Annotated in this window: 1 protein-coding gene; it reads left to right on the plus strand. The window is 47.0% G+C overall.

The window, feature by feature from the left end; translation table 11 throughout:
- Positions 1-585 precede the first annotated feature (585 nt).
- On the plus strand, positions 586-2,097 hold the full coding sequence (locus F6K51_RS36295; RefSeq protein WP_293030763.1) for a reverse transcriptase domain-containing protein: 1,512 nt from the start codon (positions 586-588) through the stop codon (positions 2,095-2,097).
- The last annotated feature ends 77 nt before the right edge of the window (positions 2,098-2,174 follow it).

The following is a 2,174-nucleotide window of genomic DNA, read 5'->3' on the forward strand; positions in this document are numbered from 1 at the left end:
GTGCGGCTTGTTCTGAGTAGGAGCCTCCCTCACCGGGAGGGGTATGACTCAGGTAACTCGCGGGGAAAACCCCAAAAAGAGTTATAACTATTCATCTGGATGGCGGTGCAAACCCGACCCCTAGAAGAGACTAGTGACTCCCTACCTTGGCCACACCGAGCAGGCGACATCCTAGCAGAGTGAAGCTGGCACCAGGGCGGAATCAGACGCAAATCAGATGTGCGACACTGCCGCTAAAGGGGAGGTGACATGGGTAACAGTAGCAAAAGTCCTGAAAAAGTGTCTAAGAGAAAAGCCGCAATCTGACTAGTACATGCGAGACTTGATTCCCGATTATCCTCACAACATTCTTTGGCTGAGAGTTGTAATCTCTGAGGAGGGAATAGGCAAAGTGGACTGCCCTAAATCACCATAACAATCTGATGAATGGAACAAGTAAAAACGGCAGCAATAATGAGTCTGTAGACAGGTCGTACCTACAGTAAGTTATGTCAAACCCAATCCTCACTGCCGGGTAGGATGCAGGCGGAAACTGCCTGCGGGTATTCAGAATACACAAACTCTAAGGAGAGCATAGGTAGACGCATGTCTAATAGATATAGCGACCTCTGGAAAAGTCAGAAGTGGAAAAAACTCCGCCAAAACTTATTCCGCCTACAAAAGCGCGTGTACAAAGCGGTTCGAGCTGGTGACTTGAAGAAAGCCAGGTCCCTACAGAAACTGATTATGAAATCCCGCTCAGCACAACTGCTGGCCGTCCGACAAGTGACCCAGCTAAATAAGGGCAAAAAGACAGCTGGAGTTGATGGAAAGTCAAGCCTCAACTACAGGGAACGCATGGAACTAGCCGAAAAACTGAATCACTATGGCCAAGACTGGAAGCATAGTGGTCTCCGAGAAATCCCTATCCCTAAAAAGAATGGGAAGACACGGATATTGAAGGTACCAACCATAGCCGACCGAGCATGGCAATGTCTAGCAAAATTCGCACTGGAACCAGCCCACGAGGCTAAATTCAGTGCCGACAGTTATGGCTTCAGGACAGGAAGGTGCGCACAAGACGTGCAAAAGCGTCTCCAATTACACCTAAGGTCAGACAAAAATGGCATTAATAAGCGAATTATTGAACTAGACATAAAGAAATGTTTCGACCGCATCGCACACAGCTCAATCATGGATAGATTGATAGCTCCTGCGTGCCTAAAACAGGGGATTTTCAGGTGCCTAAAAGCAGGCATCAATCCGGAATTCCCAGAGCAAGGAACACCCCAAGGCGGTGTGGTCAGCCCTCTACTAGCAAATGTGGCACTCAACGGAATAGAGGACATACACACCAGCCTGCGATATGCAGACGACATGGTATTCATCCTCAAGCCAAAAGACAATGCTGAAAAAATTCTCCAAAAAGTCAAGGATTTCTTGGTAGAACGAGGAATGGAAATCAGTGAAGAAAAGACCAAGCTAACTAAAACGACAGACGGATTTGACTTCCTGGGGTGGAGATTCCGCGTCAGAAAAGACGGAAAGTTTTCGTGTATTCCCTCAGAGGAAAACCACAGAAACATTCGTAAGAAGATTAAAACCGTAGTCAACAACTCGAATTATGGTGCCAAAGTAAAAGCAGAGAAACTAGCACCCATTGTTCGCGGATGGCGTAACTACCACAATAGTTGCGATATGAGTAGTACAAGGGATAGCTTATGGTTCCTGAACCAGACCGCACATCGGAAATTCCGCAGGGAAAAGAAGATTAAGCGGCATCAGGCCAGTGAATTATGTAAAAAGGCATTCCCAAAAGTTGGCTACAAACAGAACCAACACGTAAACGTAAGGGGGACTAAGTCACCCTATGACGGTGACTTAGTGTACTGGAGTAACCGTAACTCTCGGTTATACTCTGATGCTACTTCGGGAGCATTGAAAAGGCAAAACCATTCCTGTGGACACTGTGGGTTGAAGTTCTTAGAAGACGAGTCTGTACACCTTCATCATATTGATGGAAACCACGACAACTGGAAAACAAAGAACTTACTAGCAGTTCATCAGAGCTGCCATCAACAGATACACTGGAGCACTCCGAAAGGAGAGGATATCTAGGAGCTGGGTGAGGTGAAAGTCTCACGCCCAGTTCTGAAGGAGAGGTGCCCTGGGTAATACCAGGCATCGACTCTAAC

Origin of the sequence: Moorena sp. SIO3I8 (assembly GCF_010692325.1) — a bacterium.
Lineage (GTDB): Bacteria > Cyanobacteriota > Cyanobacteriia > Cyanobacteriales > Coleofasciculaceae > Moorena.

Coding starts and splice junctions, on each gene's coding strand:
- F6K51_RS36295 (WP_293030763.1), top strand. CDS start 586: ATGTCTAATAGATATAGCGACCTCTGGAAAAGTCAGAAGTGGAAAAAA.